The organism is Petrocella atlantisensis, from assembly GCF_900538275.1.
Lineage (GTDB): Bacteria > Bacillota > Clostridia > Lachnospirales > Vallitaleaceae > Petrocella > Petrocella atlantisensis.
On sequence record NZ_LR130778.1, the window covers coordinates 1,720,570 to 1,735,661 of the forward strand.

A 15,092-nucleotide genomic window follows, 5' to 3' on the forward strand; every position below is an offset into this window, starting at 1 on the left:
AAGGCACCTCCCCTCATATCTAATGTACTAAGGTCTTAATGAGTTCTTCTTTGTCAAAGGCGTATTCTATGGCGACTTCTCTTGTAATCAACCCTTGTCTAAAGAGATCTCTTAGAGAATGGTCCATGGTCATCATGCCAAGATGGCGTCCTGTCTGAATGGCGTTGATGATCTGGTGGTTCTTTTTCTCACGAATGAGATTTCTAATAGCCATGGTTGGAATAAGAATCTCACATGCGGGTACACGACCCATACCTGACTTGATTGGTAACAACTGCTGAGATACCACCCCTTGTAAGACAGAGGCCACTTGAACACGAATCTGATCTTTGCTGTTTTGTGGAAAGACATCGATGATACGGTCGATGGTTTTGGGTGCCCCTACGGTATGTAGAGTGCTTAGAACCAGATGGCCGGTTTCTGCTGCTGTTAGGGCTATCTCTATGGTTTCCAAATCTCGCATCTCACCTACTAGAATAATATCCGGGTCCTGTCGTAATGTGGCCCTTAGGGCATCCTTAAAGCTATGAGAGTCGGAGCCGATTTCTCTCTGTCCGATGATGCTTTTCTTGTTATGAAACAGATACTCGATTGGGTCTTCTAGAGTGAGTATATGGGTTCTTCTGGTCTGGTTGATTCTCTCAATCATAGCTGCTAGAGTTGTGGACTTACCACTGCCTGTTGGTCCAGTTATGAGGACCAGACCGTTTTTAAGTTCTGTCAGGACTTCTACACTACCTGGAATACCCAGTGATTCCAATGTGGGAATCTCAAAATTAACCATACGCATGGCCAAACAATAACTGTCTCTTTGCCGATAACCGTTAACCCTGTACCTGCCAATGCCCGGTACAGAATAGGAAAAATCAAATTCCCCCCGGCTTTCTAATGTCTCAAACTGACTTATTGAGAGCATGGACTTAAGGAGTTGATAGGTGTTCTCACCAGTTATTATGTCGTCACCAATAGGCAACAAGTCTCCATTGACCCGGAGTATGGGTGGCGAGCCTACTTTCAAGTGAACATCTGAGGCTCTTCTTTTTAGACCTTCTTCTAATACGCCTTGTATATCCATTTCTCTACCCCCTTAGTCCACACCGCTGGTCAGCTTCAGTAGCTCATCCATGGTTGTCATACCCTTTAACACAAGGTCCAAGCAACTCTGGTACAAAGTCGTTAGGCCTTCTTTTATGGCTTGTTCCTTAATCACATCAATACTTGTGTTACTATCAATCATGGCACGAATGGTACTGGTTATGGGCATCACTTCATAGATGGCGGTTCTACCTCTATAACCGGTATGGTTGCACAGGTTACAACCTTCTCCTTTGTGGAGCTTAATCCATCCTACACCAATAAGCTTGGCTTCATGTTCAGTAATCTCATAATCCACTTTGCAGTTGGCACAGATTTTCTTGACCAAACGCTGGGTCACCAGGCCTTTGACAGAACTGGCAATCAGATAGGGTTCGACGCCCATGTTAATGAGTCTGGCAATGGAAGATGCTGTGTCGTTGGTATGAAGCGTGGATAAGACCAAGTGACCGGTTATAGCCGCTCGTACAGCAATCTGAGCGGTTTCTTTATCCCTAATCTCTCCAATCATAATCGTATCCGGGTCTTGCCTTAAGATAGCTCTTAGGCTATTGGCAAAAGTGAGACCAGCCTTATTATTCACCTGGGTCTGATTAATCCCTCTTATACGATACTCCACCGGATCTTCAACGGTAATGATGTTCTTCTTAGGATCATTAATTTCCATTAAGGTGGCATAAAGGGTTGTGGATTTGCCACTTCCGGTGGGTCCGGTTACCAGTACGATACCATTTGGCACCTTTATAACTTTCTCGTATCTTTTTAGGTTGTATTCTGTGATGCCAAGTTCTGTCATGGTGAGGAGCTTATTGCTTCGATCCAACAGCCTAATAACTGCTTTTTCACCATAGATTGTGGGCATAACTGAGATACGAAGGTCAATGGCTCTGCCATCATAATCCATTTCTACCCTACCGTCTTGAGGCACACGGTTCTCACCGATGTCCATGTACCCCATAATCTTAATACGTGTGATAATGGCTGGCTGAGATTTTTTCTGCAGCTGCATATGTTCATAGAGCTCGCCATCAATTCGAAAACGAACCCTTAAGTTGTACTCATCCGGCTCAATATGGATATCACTGACCTTACTGTCAGCAGCTTGGATAATAATTGAATCAATCAGCTTTACAACCGGTGCGTTGTTGACTTCAGATATGGCATCAAAGTCAATATCGTGTTCATCTATTAAGCTGTCAAACTTATTGGAAAACTCACTTACAGTATCATCCGCTGATTTTTTCTTATAATATTGCTCAATGGCAATGAGGATCTCTTTTTCAGATGCCAGTAAAGGTTTTACTTGATAGCCCGTTGCCAACTTAATGTCATCTAAGGCAAAAAGATTCAACGGATCTGCCATAGCTACACTTAGGATATGATCATCCAGATGAATGGGTATTAAAACATAACGTCTCGCCATTTTCGCACTGATTAAATGGGTGACATCTTCGTCGATTTCATAGGTATTCAGTTGTACCCTGGGGATACCATATTGAAACTCCAGCACCTCGACCATCTGTCGTTCTGTAATGATGCCTTCGTCGATTAGAATCTTACCAAGAAGTTCTTTTCGTTCTTGTTGAATCTTAAGAGCCCTAAACAAATCTTCTTTGCTTATGACACCTGTGTCCACAAGAATCTCACCAAGTCTCCTCATTTCTCCTGCCACATCAATCACCCTATCTCCCTGTATAAAAAACTGACGGTCTCACTTCCGCCACCTTGTCCATATAAAAAGCCGCCATAAATAATATTATGGCAGCTGAATTTCTTAAGAAAAGAGGCTATACCCCCTATTTCTAATATAAGATTCTCGCTTTGATCCATGGCCTCACGACCATCTCACCTTTATCATAATCAAAACAACTTTTAAGTTTTAACCCTGAACATGTGGTTACACATTTACAGCAAAGATTTTTTATATGTTCCTAGTCTTTGTCAGAATACTAAATGTGAAACTGAGACTTCATTAATAAATACGATACTTTTATAGGTTTTTGGTACTATTTTAAGACCTATTTTTTATTTTTTCCCATTTTTGTAAAAACAAGAAAAGAAAGCAAAAAAAAATCCAAAAGAGGGGGTTATGTGAGAGCCTCTTTTGGATGGGAGAAGGGGTTAGCCTTCTTGTTAACATTGAATTGGTATTTCATGCTTGGTATTACTTATTCTTATTATGGTCTGTATTTTTTTCGGTTTTGGTTTCGGTCTTCGTTTCAGACTTACTTGAATTGACCTTCGTTGTGTCCTTTACTTCCTCTACGTTCGTATCATCTTGCTTACCAATACCGTTATTGGTTTTTTCTTCTTTTACTTCTTTATCTGCTTCTTCTTCTTTTACTTCTTTTTCTTCCTTATCTGCTTCTTTTTCTTCTTCTTTTATTTCTTCTTTTATTTCCTTTTCTTCATCTTTCTCAACTTCTTTTATTTCCTTTTCTTCATCTTTTATTTCTTCTTTTTCTACTTTTACTTCTTCTTTTTCTACTTTTACTTCTTCTTTTTCTACTTCTTTTATTTCTTTCTCTGCTTCTTTCTCCACTTCTTTTATTTCCTTTTCTACTTCTTTTTCTATTTGCTGATCCTTATCACGGTTATTAATTTCTTCTTCACTGCTATTGCTACTGCTTGGTGTTTCCTTGTCCTTGTCTTTATCTTTATTGCTGTTGTTGGTTTTTGACCTTTGATCCTGAGACTTATCTTCCGAAGGTGATTGGAGCACAGGAGCATGCTTGTCATTATACTCAAAATCTGTGTTCTCAATGATGCCAAAAATCTCTTCTATAGACATCTCTTTCATTTTTTCTAGGCTGATGTCTTCGCTCATATACTTCATGAACATATATTTTCCAACCGTTAGTCCTTGAGATTTAGCCGCTCTTAGACTTTCTTCAGTGCCTTTTGCAAAAAGAAACTTGTAATGGTCTCTTTTTTTCTCCATATAAGCTTCAATACGCTTACTATTTTCATCCTCATCTGATTTAACTTCTGATAAATCTTGTTTGTCTTGATTAACGACAGTATAGGTAAGCATAACCACACCATCTTCTTTAAGAAAACCGGCACCTACAGCATTATTTGTTAGAATATCTAGGACATCTTCTAAAAGCATACCTCTGTATTCATCTTGAATAATCACAGTTGCATCCTCATTTAGAGGCATGATTTCTAAGACTTTTCCAGCCATATCAATACGCATCTCAACACTAGGGTTAATATCCATAGTGACAATGCCATAGCTTACAGGTGGCTGTTGTCCAAAACGAATCACATGGGTTGCGCTGTACAAAAGTATAAACATAAAGCATATGGAAGCTGCATACACCAATAAATTCTTATAATTCATTCTATTTGATTTGTAGATGTCTTCTTCAAAATAATAAATGGTCTGACCAACCGCCATACCTTCCTTTATATTCACATAGACAAATTCCATACCCTCTGACAAAAGTATGGCATAGGCTTTCTTCAGTTCTAAAACTGAGCCTATTTTTATTGTCTCTGGAATTGTGGTATCTTTTTTTATGATATCTGTTTTCATGGTATCACCTTTCATAGCCTAAATAATCTATAACACATTGGATATTATACTCATGGGCCAATATAATGGCCGTAATTGTATGTTTATGACTTTTAATGAATCGAACCGATGCACCGTATTCCTTATTAATCTGTGTTATAGGTAGTCTTTTCTTTTCTTTAAGATGCAAAACCATCTGTTTGCTTCTTAGAATCATAAGTGCCAGTTCTACTACCATATCCTTTGTTTGCTTATGGACCGGCTTATGGGATGCCAACAATTCATAACTGATGCCATGTTCCTTTAGGATTTCTCTATAGTGTATCAGTTCCTGACGTACAATCGCTTCATTATCCGAATTCTCCTTAATAGCATGATATTCTTCAATACTCACGACTGTCACTTTTGCTTGCTTTCTAATATGATCAATCAGCTTGTTCTTTATGACCACTTTTGCATAGCTGTGGAAATTACCCTTTTCTTCATCATAAGTATCCAATAAGTCATTGAATGCCTCTAGGGCAATGCCTAATTCCTCACTATTTTCAACCTCAACATAACGTTTGGTAACCCCAACGATTGTCTTTATAATAAAAGGTATATTGTCCTTTATGAACTTATCTCTGTCCTCGTAGACCATCTCTCCACCGCTTTCAGCTTATAATCAGGTATGCTATCTCTTGAGATAGATTATACCATAATTAGGGTCTACAAAAAACGTTTAAGAGATGATATGAAACAGTCATTTATATAGGGTTCGAATTATTGTGAATTTTTTGGTACTCTTTTTTACCAACAGGACAATGTAATATCTTTTTAATACAATAGAATAAGCTTTTTCATAAAAAATAGCACAGAATGCTACCCATTTATAAAAAAGCTTACATTTAAAATAATTATGGTTAAAGTGTCAAAATAAGTTTCTCTAAATAATATCCGAAAATCTATTCATTGGCCGGTGTCTTAAAACCTATGATTGTTGATGCCATTTCTTCTGTAACCTTTACCAAATCTTGACTGATATTGGCGATAATCTCCATAGATGCCGTTTGCTCCTGAATGGAGGCAGACACTTCTTCTGTTCCAGCTGCATTTTCCTCAGATATCGCGGATAAACTATCAATAGTGCCTATGATTTCATTTTTGCGGTCCACCATAGCTTGACACGATAAAATCATTTCTGATATATCGTCCTTCATATTGTCAATGGCAACTGAGATGCCCTCATATACTTGGTTGGTCCGATCAACGGAGGTGTTTTGCAATGTCACAGCTTCCGTTAAAGCTTCAACAGTCTTAACGGCTCCTGAGGTTTTCTCTATTAAGTGATTGATGATTCTAGCGATTTCTTCTGTAAAACCATCGGATTGTTCAGCCAGTTTTCGAATCTCATCCGCCACAACAGCAAACCCTTTACCGGATTCTCCAGCTCTTGCCGCTTCTATGGCTGCATTAAGAGCCAATAAATTCGTTTGATTGGCAATGCTTTTAATCATATCACTGGCATTTGCAATTTCTTGGGCACTGTCATTGGTTTGCAGAATTGTATCACTTATATGTTTGGTGGCTTCAGCACTCATTCTTGTTTTTTCAGTCAAATCCTTGAGTATTATTATTCCCTCATCTTTCAAATTGTTGATTTGATCTGTTACTTTTTTTAAGTCTATTGTATTCGTTTGTTCTTTCTCAATATTGCGTCCTAGATCTTCAATAACACTTGCACCTTCTATGGTATCCTTGGCTTGTTCACCTGCACCCACAGCGATTTCACCGATAGTAATGGCGATTTCATCCGCTACTTTGGATGACTTTTGACTGTTTTCGGCCAATGTATTGGCTGTTTTTGTCAAAGTTTCCATGATCTCTTCCAGATGGTTGGCAATGGCTTGCTTAATGTCCATATTCTTATGTTCATTGTCCAAGAATATATTGATATCTCGAACCATCTGATGGTTCACAGTACCCACCATCGAGCCGGCTATGATAAAGCCAAGCATAACGATAATCGTAACAACCAAACTGGTTGTATTACCATTGTGTAAATTCAGACTTACAGCTCTTAGCACGAATATAATACTTAAGATGGCACTCACTATGGCTAGAAGTGCTATAAGCTTACGATCAAAAAACATAAAACCGATAACAAAAATAGGTAAAATGAATGTAAAAGTAACCATAGATGTACTGCTTATTATAGATATACCGTAGGGTATGAGAAAACTTACCGCCAGAACATATCGAATAAACACCGACCCTTTGTTTTTTATGTAGATGCCTATTGCTGTACCATATGTCACCAATAACAGTGCAAATAAAAAGATGATTAATGTAAGACTTCTATTTCCTTTAAGATACTCAATAATAAAACCTACCAAAAGTAAAAAATAAAGAGAAAAAGACAAAATAAGTGCGTAGAAATTCGCTTTCTTTAATATAAAATCCATACATACCCCCTATTAGAATTAATGTGTCGATGCAGAAAATACCCCAATATTAATAACACTATGCCTATTGTACCATTGCCAAAGGTAAGTTGTCATGCTGATTCCATAGAATCAACCCATATCCGTCTAATTAAGATTCTTCCTGAATAATACGCAACTTTTCACATTCCTTTACGTCAAAAGTATATGTAGTATTTTTACCGTAAATATAATAGACACTTGATAAAGCCTCGCTATGAAACAAAAAGGAGCGAATAATATGAAAAAACTCATTTTAATAATGTCCGTATTTGCTATGGTTTTTCTTCTATACGGATGCAAACCATCAACAGATTCAAGTGATGACACGAACCCCGTTGCAGGAGAAGATATCGATAACGAGCAATCACCTGATGCTGAAGATCCTTTAGAAAAGACTTTTGATATCATCGGCACCATAACCTCATTGGATATTTCTGACGAACAAGTCCATATTTTAGTAGAAGGTGATATAACGCCAGATACCAATTATGACAAAGCCAGTATTCGCGTCGATAATAACACGAAGGTCTTTGCTGACCAGGAAGAAGCTGAAAGAGATGATTTAATCGTTGGTATGACCGTAAAAGTCAAGTTCGAAGGACCTGTTGCAGAATCTTATCCCGTTCAAGCTTACGCTAAAACGGTCACAATGGTACTCTCCCCTGCAAAAGCGACAAATAAAGGAGAAGCAATTGATTTTGAGGTTGTTACAGAAGATGAATCCAGCATTGAATTCATCAAATCTTTAAGAGGTTTTGGACTTATACGTGAAGACGAAGATTATTACTATGTTTATATCGGTTCCGGCGAAAGAAATACCGGTGGCTATGATATATATGTTTCTGATGTTGTTAAGGTTGACGGTCAGGTCCTTATCACTGTAGGTGAAACGCTACCTAGTAAAGATGATATGGTTACACAAGCCTTAACCTATCCTTACCAAATCATCCGTTACTCAAAAGAACATGGAAATCAAATCATGGTTCAAGACTTCAACGGTAACTTTTTTGATGATATCAACGATGAGACCACAGAGAGCGAATAGCCTTATCTCTAAGGTACTCATATTGATTATAGCTATGTCTAACCTTCTAAGAGTATACTAAAAGGAAGTCCGTCAATATCGGACTTCCTTTTAGCTTGCTTCATTTATTATACGATTCTTTTTTCTTCTGAAAGACTGTTCTTCAATAAATCTAACTGCATGGCCTTAATAAAATCCATATCCTCTAGGTCAGCCTCTTCATGATTCGATTGTTGGTCCTCGAAATAATAGACCATCAGATACTCTTCATCTAATTCCTTAACAATCTCAAAACCTAATCTTTCATAAAGTCTTATTGCCGGATTTTCTTTTTGAACCGACAACGCTACTTTCTTATAACCAATGGATTTTAACAACTCTAACATTTGTTCCATGAGTGCTTTACCAATACCTTTTTTCCTAAAAGGCTTATACAAAGAGATTGCAAGTTCTGGTGTTTCTTCCATTTTTGCAAACCCTTGATCTTTACCCGGAAATACACGTGTCCAGACGGCACCAATCACTTTACCATCAATCTCTACAATTAAACAATGGTCATCCTTTCTTCCAAAGGCTTCAAAAAAGATTCTTAAAGACGGATCATATATAGCCTTTCTCGGTACAGGGTTCTTATTACTTTTCTGAAAAATAGCTTCATACAAGAAATCCTCAAGCAATCCGGTTTCATCCGATCGCATTTTTCTTATTACATAATCCATCTTTTATTTTACCTCCGACTTGCTCATCCGGAGCCTCTCTATGCTTTTACGATTATACTCACGACCATTAGAACACATCTACCTTAGTCTTTACTTCTAATGGAGAAATTATACTACCATCTGGAGTTGGTGTCTATAAAAAAGATAGAAACTTGGAAGATGTCAAGTTTCTATCTTTTTGCTTGTCGACATTGATTTCTTCCGTTTCTCTTACCCAAATACAAAGCTTCATCCGCCTGATTGATACAATAATCTAAAGACAGTCGGTCTTCACAAACACTTAAACCAATGGTAATCGTTATGCTTACATCAATGGCTTCAAATGTTAAACCGGCAATGTGTTCCCGAAGACCATCTGCAAATATCATAGCTTCCTCTACTTGATCCTGATACAATATAAGCAAAAACTCTTCTCCACCCCAACGGCCAATGATTCCTTCACTTCCTACATACGTTTTCATAGCCTCTGACATAGCAATCAGAGCCCTATCACCGGCTTTATGCCCATAGCTGTCATTAATGGATTTAAAGTTATCCACATCTATAAGGCCAATAATGAATCTTTTCCCCAGTTTGGCCACGTCTTCTAAATCACTGATGATCGAACGTCGATTGGGTAACTGGGTCAAATCATCGGTCATCGACATATAGGCCATTTCATCCAAGGCACTTTGTAAATCTTGTGTTCTTTTTTCCACCATACTTTCAAGATTGTTATTGATGTTTTTTAATTCTAATAGCATAGATTCTTTTTCAATCGATAAATTCTCTGCCAAAGAAAAAGCTGAAGAAAAATTGGATGCAATAATATAAGCCTGAGTAAAAACGAATATGGTTATTCCAAGTGGAATCAAAGAAGGGCTGTTTGCTAACGTCAATTCATAGATGAAATCATTGATAAAAGTTGCTGATAAAATAACGAAACCAAAAAGCAGTCCGGACGCATACTTATATTGGTAATAAATACCCATACCAAGTCTAACCATAGAGTAGATGAGCATGGTAAACCCAACAACAAAATAAAGGATTAACAAAATTGATATGCTTTTTATCTGCATAAATAAGGTTAAAATACTGGCAATACCACCCATGTACCAAGCAAGCTTAAGAAACACCTTCGGAAATAAACCAAAAACTGTATGATAAACATAACCGCAAAGGGCTGAAAATCCTAAGAATACGGAAATATATGCCACCCTTACGTAAATCATAATATCTAAATCTAATATATTCGGTATAAAACGTTCACCAACTAAAAGCATACGTGTAGCAAAAAATAGACAGAACAAGCCGAAATATAAGGGAGAGGCATCTTTTCTACGCATCCAGTATAGGCTCAAATGATATATGCCCATGATGAGTAGTATGCCAAATAAAAATAGGTCTCGTCCGAGTCCCACTTCACCCATATATGCAATCTGCTTGGCTAAACCAAAAGTTGGGGCAATGATGGCCGAATCTTCGAAATGAAAATCCGAAGTGTGATAGATGAGTTCAAGCGTATGATTTTCAGCATCAAAATAACTATTCACAACCTTGTACCTTGGATGAGCGGATGCTTGATCTGTGCCTATTTTACCAACCATCTCTTTTATCTGTCCATCCACATAAAGCTCATAAGCTGTTAAAACAATCTCACTTCTTAATCCATATGTTTGGTTTGTCTTTGGTAACCGGATAACCAATCTTAAAGTACCATAGAATGTGTCCTCTTCAAATGGCTTAATCTTATCCATGGATTTATGCGTACTGGGTATGCTAATCATATATGAATCGACATCAACCCCCTTAGCAAAGTCCTCATGTGTTAAGAAAGTATTGAAATAAAAGTTCCAATGACCACGTAATTCAACAGGACCATCCTTCTCAAAATCCCATTCTCTAAGATCCATCGTACCCTTTTGGGCTAGAGGTACATGTTTTATTGATCTTTCTCCAAGGTTTTGACGCCCAAAGAAGATAGCCATTATAATGATTAATACACATACAATTATATATCTTTTTTTCATATAGGGTCCTTTTCATAGTGTGCTTGTAGATTAAATAAAACGCTTATCCTGACTACAATTCTACATCATATAGGCTTAATTTACCATTCTTTTGTAGTCCTATATTCATCATAAACGTGTCAAAAGCACCACCAAATGTAGAATTAACATTTGGTGGTGCCTTATATGATGGTTAGAACTTAATTATTATTTTATTGCTTGTAATCTGCATAGACTGTATCGGTGAGTGTCATGTACTCATCTTCATAATAGAACATTGTCTCAAAAACAATCTTATACACACCTTCCGGCACCTTCAAACCTTCATTATCTTCATAGGTCCATACCTCGTCAAATGTTATAGAGGTACCGCTTTTTACAACTTGGTCCACCAATGCCAAAGTGAAAAATTTATCTTTTGACCATTGATAAACCATTTTTCCGGTTGCATTATAAACCTTATAATCATATTTCTGACCTGAACTGTACGTTAGGAGCACGTCTTTAGTTGATACATTGGTAAGCTTAAACTGCATACCGTAACCATCACTTCTTGGTATATTTTCAAGCGTTGATTCAAACTTTAATGCATTTTCCAAACTGCGGTCACGAGCATCCTTGAAGTCCATGACATTTTTAGCAAGCGCTGCTGCTCTTGCTCTGGTCATTAAAAGCTTTGGATGCATGTTTCCTTGACTATCTAGGGTAACGATACCATAGTACAACGCTCGTTGTATGGCACCGGAATAGTTAGGATTGATTGCCGCGTCATCATGAATGCTTTGAGGCAATACCTTAATCATAGGTAAATCATATTGAAGCTCAAGTGTCTTAACCAAGTGATAAATGAAAGCTTCTGTTGTCATGAGCTGATTGGGGTCTATATCACTTGAAAAAACCGGGTTTTTCACCCCTGTTATGATAAATGCGTCTTTATACCAAGCACTATTGTTGGCTTTTTCAAAATAGTCCGTCGCAAGTGGCGCCTTTATGAATCGGACATCGTCCAAATTAAGTTCCATGAAGTTCACCATAAGTTGTATCGCTTGTGCTGTTGTTATGGTTGCATTGGGTGCAAACAAGGCTTTGCCTACCCCATTGACATATCCTTTATCGTGAAGATACATAATGGCCTCTTTTTCTTCTAAACCATCAATATCCTCAAAAGTAGTTGAACCATATGTGTCAAAACCTATAGACCCCATCAGTACCACTACCATTAATAAAGCTAAAACTCTTGATCTGTATTTCATGTTATACCTCCTTATCGGTTTCTTTTCTATACTATTGGACGAAATTATAGGATTTAAGTTCCTATAAAAGTCGGCTCACCTATCATCTATTATACACCATCTTATTATGACCCTTTCTTTTTTCCATAGACGCTTCCCACTTTTAATGCTAAAATTGATTTCTAGATAACCTTAACCCAAAACCAACCCTAAGTGTAAAAGAGATAAAGGAGATACTATGGTAATTAAGGAAAATGATGCTAAAGTAACGGTTTTAAGCGATCTTGTAACACGTACTTTGATGGTACATAACGATAAAATGATGATGATCCGCTTTGATTTCAAAAAAGGTGGTATTGGCGACCCACACAGCCACGAAATACACGACCAAGTTGGATACATCTTATCCGGTAAATTCGAACTTACATGCGGTGGCAAGACCACTATTGTTGAAACCGGTGATTCATATTTGGCAAATCCGGGTGTTGTTCACGGTGTTGTTGCCTTAGAAGACGGCGCTATACTCGATGTCTTCACACCTATTCGCGACGAGTTCATTGTATAAAGTTGTACATTAGATACGTTAAATAAAAAAAGCATTGACTTGTAAAATGATAACATTTTACTTAGGTCAATGCTTTTTTTTATTTTATCAAATGCTTTGTGACATAAACAGATGCTTCCCGGTCAAGTATTAAAGTCACATCGTTATGCAAAAGCAATATGGAAGCCGGCAAATTAGGTGTTACTTCACCAAAGAGCATCTCTCTAATAACTTTCCCTTTACTGGCACCACTTGCCAGTAAAACTATTTTTTTGGAGTGCATGATGGTTCTAATCCCCATACTAATGGCACGTTTTGGTACATCCTCAATCCTACTAAAAAACCTTGCATTGGCTTCTATGGTTTCTTCATCGAGTTCAACCAAGTGAGTACCTGCTTCGAAATGTACATCAGGTTCATTAAAGCCAATATGCCCGTTATTACCGATACCCAGAACCTGAAGATCAATACCTCCTGCTGCTTCGATCATTTTGTCATAAACCTCACAGGATGTTTCAACGTCCTTAGCCGTTCCGTTTGGGATATGGACTTCCTGTGGGTTGATATTGATATGATCAAATAGATTTTTTTTCATATAATAAGCATAACTCTGTGGATTACGCTCTTCAATAGGATAATATTCATCAAGATTGAAGGTCTTTACATCTGAAAAATCAATCTCACCTTGCTTGTACATCGCTACCAATTCTTTGTACATACCTTCCGGTGTAGATCCTGTGGCCAGTCCTAGAACACTACTTGGACGAATGGTCACTTGAGCGGCCACCATAAGTGCGGCTTTTTTACTCATTTCTTCGTAACCTTCGGTTATAAGAATGGACATACCTTTATATCTATATTTCATAAACTTTTCTTCCTTTCACAAAGGTGGACTGTATCACGAAGTCCCGGTCCATGATAACCAGATCTGCGTCTTTGCCCACATCTATGCTACCCTTTTTATCAGATATACCCAGATAAGTTGCCTGATTCAAAGTAACCAAAGGTAACAGTTTCTCAAGCTCATCGGTCACATTCGCATCAAAATTACGAAGGGCTTCGTTCAGCTTAAGAACACTTCCGGCCAAAGTACCATCACTCAGTGTGCAACTTCCATCCTTAACACTGACCTGCTGGCCGCCAAGTTCATAGTTGCCTTCCGCTAATCCACCACCACACATGCAATCTGTCACCAGTAGTAGCTTTTCCAAACCCTTAATCTTTGCAATCACTTGAAAGAGACTGGGATGAACATGGATCTCATCTGCTATAAGCTCAACATAGCAATCACTAGCAAAAGCAGCACCCACAACCCCCGGTGCTCTATGATGTAAACCTGTCATGGCATTAAACAAATGGGTTACGCTCCTTGCACCTGACCTTATAGCTTCAGTCGCTTGTTCGTAGGTCGCGCCAGTATGACCAAGGGATATGTTTATGTCCAAACTCAAGGCTTCAATGAACGCTTTCGACCCTTCAAGTTCCGGTGCCATGGTAATGACCTTAATCATATCTTTATATTTTTCTACTAAATCCATATTCGGTAAACAGATGGCTTTTTCAGACTGTGCGCCTTTATAAGCCTTGCTAATATAAGGACCTTCCATATGAATGCCTAGAATTTGAGCGCCATCATGTATCTGCAACATTACTTTTTTGACATTCTTAATGGCCTTTTCAATGGTTTTTGTTTCCATGGTCATTGTCGTCGGCAAAAAGCTCGTTACACCATTTTCTGCAATACCTTTTGCAATGGCTTTCAAACCAACTTCATCACCATCCATAACGTCATGACCTTTGTACCCATGAATATGAACATCGATGAGTCCCGGTATGACATAATGACCTCCGGCATCTATCCAATCCACATCTTCTCTATGATTGATTTGATTGCTGTGTGCAATCAAGGTAATTTCATCTTCAAATAGCACTGCATAATCTTCAAAGAACTTTCCTTGGTGATATAAAAGTCCACCCTTAATACCTTTCATACAATACCTTCTTTCTATGTTCCATTCCTTCTGCTTAACATTTCTTAGTTTTTAACAACTTTCATCATAAGTGCACCTACATTTTTTTCGCCTTTTTCGACCTGAACAACATGATAGTCGTTGGTGATGACAATTGGTGTCTGTAGACTTTTTCCTTGTTCTTTGATAAAGGCCCTATCGATCTTACTCAGCGGTGTTCCGACCTTAACCTGATCACCTAGCTTCACTTGGTTTTCAAAACCTTCACCTTTTAGTTCCACTGTATCAATACCTATATGGATCAAGAGTTCAATGCCTTCCACACTCTTAATGCCAATGGCATGATTGGTTCTAAAAACAAGGGTTACTTCTCCATTAACAGGTGAACAAATCATGTCCTCATAAGGAAGGATTGCACACCCGTCACCTACCACTTTTTGAGAAAAAACCGCATCCTCCACTTCGTGGATCGGTATAACCTGACACTTTGCAGGTGTAAATAATTCTATTTTCTTCTTCATAAATTGAAACATGA

13 protein-coding genes are annotated in these 15,092 nt (G+C 38.0%); 2 read left to right on the forward strand and 11 right to left on the reverse strand.

Annotated elements, in window-relative coordinates; all coding sequences use genetic code 11:
- Nucleotides 1–19: 19 nt before the first annotated feature.
- The 5 genes from PATL70BA_RS08050 to PATL70BA_RS16385 all read right to left on the reverse strand — a co-directional run bounded on the left by PATL70BA_RS08050 (nucleotide 20) and on the right by PATL70BA_RS16385 (nucleotide 7,059).
- The gene (locus PATL70BA_RS08050) at nucleotides 20–1,075 is read right to left on the reverse strand and encodes a type IV pilus twitching motility protein PilT (protein ID WP_125136892.1); all 1,056 of its coding nucleotides are present in this window, start codon (nucleotides 1,073–1,075) and stop codon (nucleotides 20–22) included.
- Nucleotides 1,076–1,087: 12 nt separating this feature from the next.
- The gene (locus PATL70BA_RS08055; protein ID WP_197715798.1) at nucleotides 1,088–2,767 is read right to left on the reverse strand and encodes a GspE/PulE family protein; all 1,680 of its coding nucleotides are present in this window, start codon (nucleotides 2,765–2,767) and stop codon (nucleotides 1,088–1,090) included.
- A gap of 492 nt (nucleotides 2,768–3,259) precedes the next feature.
- A complete protein-coding gene (locus tag PATL70BA_RS08060) occupies nucleotides 3,260–4,636 on the reverse strand; it encodes an anti-sigma factor domain-containing protein (protein ID WP_172596170.1) in 1,377 nt (458 codons plus the stop codon).
- Between the two features lie 4 nt (nucleotides 4,637–4,640).
- On the reverse strand, nucleotides 4,641–5,255 hold the full coding sequence (locus tag PATL70BA_RS08065; RefSeq protein WP_125136894.1) for a sigma-70 family RNA polymerase sigma factor: 615 nt from the start codon (nucleotides 5,253–5,255) through the stop codon (nucleotides 4,641–4,643).
- Between the two features lie 304 nt (nucleotides 5,256–5,559).
- A complete protein-coding gene (locus tag PATL70BA_RS16385) occupies nucleotides 5,560–7,059 on the reverse strand; it encodes a methyl-accepting chemotaxis protein (protein ID WP_125136895.1) in 1,500 nt (499 codons plus the stop codon).
- Nucleotides 7,060–7,318: 259 nt separating this feature from the next.
- On the opposite strand from PATL70BA_RS16385, the gene PATL70BA_RS08075 reads away from it, so the two are divergent.
- A complete protein-coding gene (locus PATL70BA_RS08075) occupies nucleotides 7,319–8,125 on the forward strand; it encodes a protease complex subunit PrcB family protein (protein ID WP_172596171.1) in 807 nt (268 codons plus the stop codon).
- A 107-nt stretch (nucleotides 8,126–8,232) separates the two neighbouring features.
- On the opposite strand, the gene PATL70BA_RS08080 is transcribed toward PATL70BA_RS08075, so the two are convergent.
- From PATL70BA_RS08080 to PATL70BA_RS08090, 3 genes are all read right to left on the reverse strand, one after another.
- Nucleotides 8,233–8,823: a GNAT family N-acetyltransferase gene (locus PATL70BA_RS08080; protein WP_125136897.1), complete on the reverse strand. Its 591-nt coding sequence runs from the start codon at nucleotides 8,821–8,823 to the stop codon at nucleotides 8,233–8,235.
- Nucleotides 8,824–8,993: 170 nt separating this feature from the next.
- On the reverse strand, nucleotides 8,994–10,559 hold the full coding sequence (locus PATL70BA_RS08085) for a diguanylate cyclase (protein ID WP_408634451.1): 1,566 nt from the start codon (nucleotides 10,557–10,559) through the stop codon (nucleotides 8,994–8,996).
- A gap of 464 nt (nucleotides 10,560–11,023) precedes the next feature.
- Nucleotides 11,024–12,064, reverse strand: a complete 1,041-nt coding sequence (locus PATL70BA_RS08090; RefSeq protein ID WP_125136899.1) for a BsuPI-related putative proteinase inhibitor — start codon at nucleotides 12,062–12,064, stop codon at nucleotides 11,024–11,026.
- Between the two features lie 217 nt (nucleotides 12,065–12,281).
- On the opposite strand from PATL70BA_RS08090, the gene PATL70BA_RS08095 reads away from it, so the two are divergent.
- Nucleotides 12,282–12,608: a cupin domain-containing protein gene (locus tag PATL70BA_RS08095; RefSeq protein ID WP_125136900.1), complete on the forward strand. Its 327-nt coding sequence runs from the start codon at nucleotides 12,282–12,284 to the stop codon at nucleotides 12,606–12,608.
- A gap of 79 nt (nucleotides 12,609–12,687) precedes the next feature.
- On the opposite strand, the gene nagB is transcribed toward PATL70BA_RS08095, so the two are convergent.
- The 3 genes from nagB to PATL70BA_RS08110 are packed head-to-tail and all read right to left on the reverse strand — an operon-like array spanning nucleotide 12,688 to nucleotide 15,090.
- Entirely contained in the window at nucleotides 12,688–13,431 is a 744-nt protein-coding gene (nagB, locus tag PATL70BA_RS08100) for a glucosamine-6-phosphate deaminase (protein ID WP_125138446.1), read from the reverse strand.
- A gap of 10 nt (nucleotides 13,432–13,441) precedes the next feature.
- On the reverse strand, nucleotides 13,442–14,578 hold the full coding sequence (gene nagA / locus PATL70BA_RS08105; RefSeq protein ID WP_125136901.1) for an N-acetylglucosamine-6-phosphate deacetylase: 1,137 nt from the start codon (nucleotides 14,576–14,578) through the stop codon (nucleotides 13,442–13,444).
- Between the two features lie 44 nt (nucleotides 14,579–14,622).
- Nucleotides 14,623–15,090: a PTS sugar transporter subunit IIA gene (locus tag PATL70BA_RS08110; RefSeq protein WP_125136902.1), complete on the reverse strand. Its 468-nt coding sequence runs from the start codon at nucleotides 15,088–15,090 to the stop codon at nucleotides 14,623–14,625.
- Between the last annotated feature and the right edge of the window lie 2 nt (nucleotides 15,091–15,092).

What these genes read in the sequence shown, in the direction of transcription:
- nagA (WP_125136901.1), bottom strand. Translation starts at nt 14,578, where the DNA reads ATGAAAGGTATTAAGGGTGGACTTTTATATCACCAAGGAAAGTTCTTT.
- PATL70BA_RS08065 (WP_125136894.1), bottom strand. Translation starts at nt 5,255, where the DNA reads ATGGTCTACGAGGACAGAGATAAGTTCATAAAGGACAATATACCTTTT.
- PATL70BA_RS08090 (WP_125136899.1), bottom strand. Translation starts at nt 12,064, where the DNA reads ATGAAATACAGATCAAGAGTTTTAGCTTTATTAATGGTAGTGGTACTG.
- PATL70BA_RS08085 (WP_408634451.1), bottom strand. Translation starts at nt 10,559, where the DNA reads ATGGATAAGATTAAGCCATTTGAAGAGGACACATTCTATGGTACTTTA.
- PATL70BA_RS08050 (WP_125136892.1), bottom strand. Translation starts at nt 1,075, where the DNA reads ATGGATATACAAGGCGTATTAGAAGAAGGTCTAAAAAGAAGAGCCTCA.
- PATL70BA_RS08095 (WP_125136900.1), top strand. Translation starts at nt 12,282, where the DNA reads ATGGTAATTAAGGAAAATGATGCTAAAGTAACGGTTTTAAGCGATCTT.
- PATL70BA_RS08080 (WP_125136897.1), bottom strand. Translation starts at nt 8,823, where the DNA reads ATGGATTATGTAATAAGAAAAATGCGATCGGATGAAACCGGATTGCTT.
- nagB (WP_125138446.1), bottom strand. Translation starts at nt 13,431, where the DNA reads ATGTCCATTCTTATAACCGAAGGTTACGAAGAAATGAGTAAAAAAGCC.
- PATL70BA_RS08110 (WP_125136902.1), bottom strand. Translation starts at nt 15,090, where the DNA reads ATGTTTCAATTTATGAAGAAGAAAATAGAATTATTTACACCTGCAAAG.
- PATL70BA_RS08060 (WP_172596170.1), bottom strand. Translation starts at nt 4,636, where the DNA reads ATGAAAACAGATATCATAAAAAAAGATACCACAATTCCAGAGACAATA.
- PATL70BA_RS16385 (WP_125136895.1), bottom strand. Translation starts at nt 7,059, where the DNA reads ATGGATTTTATATTAAAGAAAGCGAATTTCTACGCACTTATTTTGTCT.
- PATL70BA_RS08075 (WP_172596171.1), top strand. Translation starts at nt 7,319, where the DNA reads ATGAAAAAACTCATTTTAATAATGTCCGTATTTGCTATGGTTTTTCTT.